This is a genomic window from Gilliamella sp. BG7 (genome assembly GCF_046635565.1).
Lineage (GTDB): Bacteria > Pseudomonadota > Gammaproteobacteria > Enterobacterales > Orbaceae > Gilliamella > Gilliamella apicola_P.
This window is the reverse complement of record NZ_JBIDFB010000029.1, coordinates 1-1,190: the sequence shown is the minus strand read 5'-3', so window position 1 is coordinate 1,190 and position 1,190 is coordinate 1. Positions and strand designations below refer to the sequence as shown.

Sequence of the window (1,190 nt, the reverse complement as noted above, 5' to 3'; positions counted from 1 at the left end):
TTTGATTACTTAATAACTTTAGCAACAACACCTGCACCAACAGTACGACCACCTTCACGAATCGCAAAACGTAAACCTTCTGCCATTGCAATTGGGTGAATTAAGGATACTGTCATTTTAATGTTATCTCCAGGCATTACCATCTCTACACCTTCTGGTAATTCGATAGTACCAGTTACGTCAGTTGTACGGAAGTAGAACTGTGGACGGTAACCTTTGAAGAATGGAGTGTGACGACCACCTTCATCTTTGCTTAAAATATACACTTCTGATTCAAAATCAGTATGTGGAGTGATTGAACCTGGTTTTGCAAGTACTTGACCTCGTTCGATTTCTTCACGTTTTGTACCACGTAGTAATACACCAACGTTTTCACCTGCACGACCTTCGTCTAGCAATTTACGGAACATTTCAACACCAGTACAAGTTGTTTTAGTAGTTGGCTTGATACCAACAATTTCAACTTCTTCACCAACTTTAATTACACCGCGTTCAACACGACCAGTTACTACTGTACCACGTCCTGAAATTGAGAATACGTCTTCAATTGGTAATAGGAATGGTTTGTCGATATCACGCTCTGGCTCTGGAATATAGCTATCTAATGCTTCTGCTAATTCAACAATTTTGTCTTCCCATGCTGCATCGCCTTCTAACGCTTTAAGCGCAGAACCACGAATTACTGGTGTATCATCACCTGGGAAATCATATTGAGATAGAAGTTCACGTACTTCCATTTCAACTAATTCTAATAATTCTTCGTCATCAACCATATCACATTTATTTAAGAATACGATGATGTAAGGAACACCTACTTGACGACCTAAAAGGATGTGTTCACGAGTTTGTGGCATAGGACCATCTGTTGCTGCCACTACTAAGATAGCACCATCCATTTGTGCAGCACCAGTGATCATGTTTTTAACATAGTCAGCATGGCCTGGGCAGTCTACGTGTGCATAGTGACGAGTTGGTGTATCGTATTCAACGTGTGAAGTGTTGATGGTGATACCACGTGCTTTTTCTTCCGGTGCGTTATCGATTTGATCGAATGCACGAGCTTGACCGCCGTATTTTTTTGCAAGTACAGCTGTAATTGCAGCTGTTAAAGTTGTTTTCCCGTGGTCAACGTGGCCGATTGTACCAACGTTAACGTGGGGTTTTGTACGTTCAAATTTTTCTTTAGACAT

1 protein-coding gene is annotated in these 1,190 nt (G+C 40.9%); it reads right to left on the bottom strand.

The window, feature by feature from the left end; all coding sequences use genetic code 11:
- Positions 1–5: 5 nt before the first annotated feature.
- Entirely contained in the window at positions 6–1,190 is a 1,185-nt protein-coding gene (gene tuf, locus ACGH49_RS10830) for an elongation factor Tu (protein ID WP_065605820.1), read from the bottom strand.

Bases quoted from the DNA above. Each gene is read 5' to 3' on its own strand.
- tuf (WP_065605820.1), bottom strand. From the start codon at position 1,190: ATGTCTAAAGAAAAATTTGAACGTACAAAACCCCACGTTAACGTTGGT.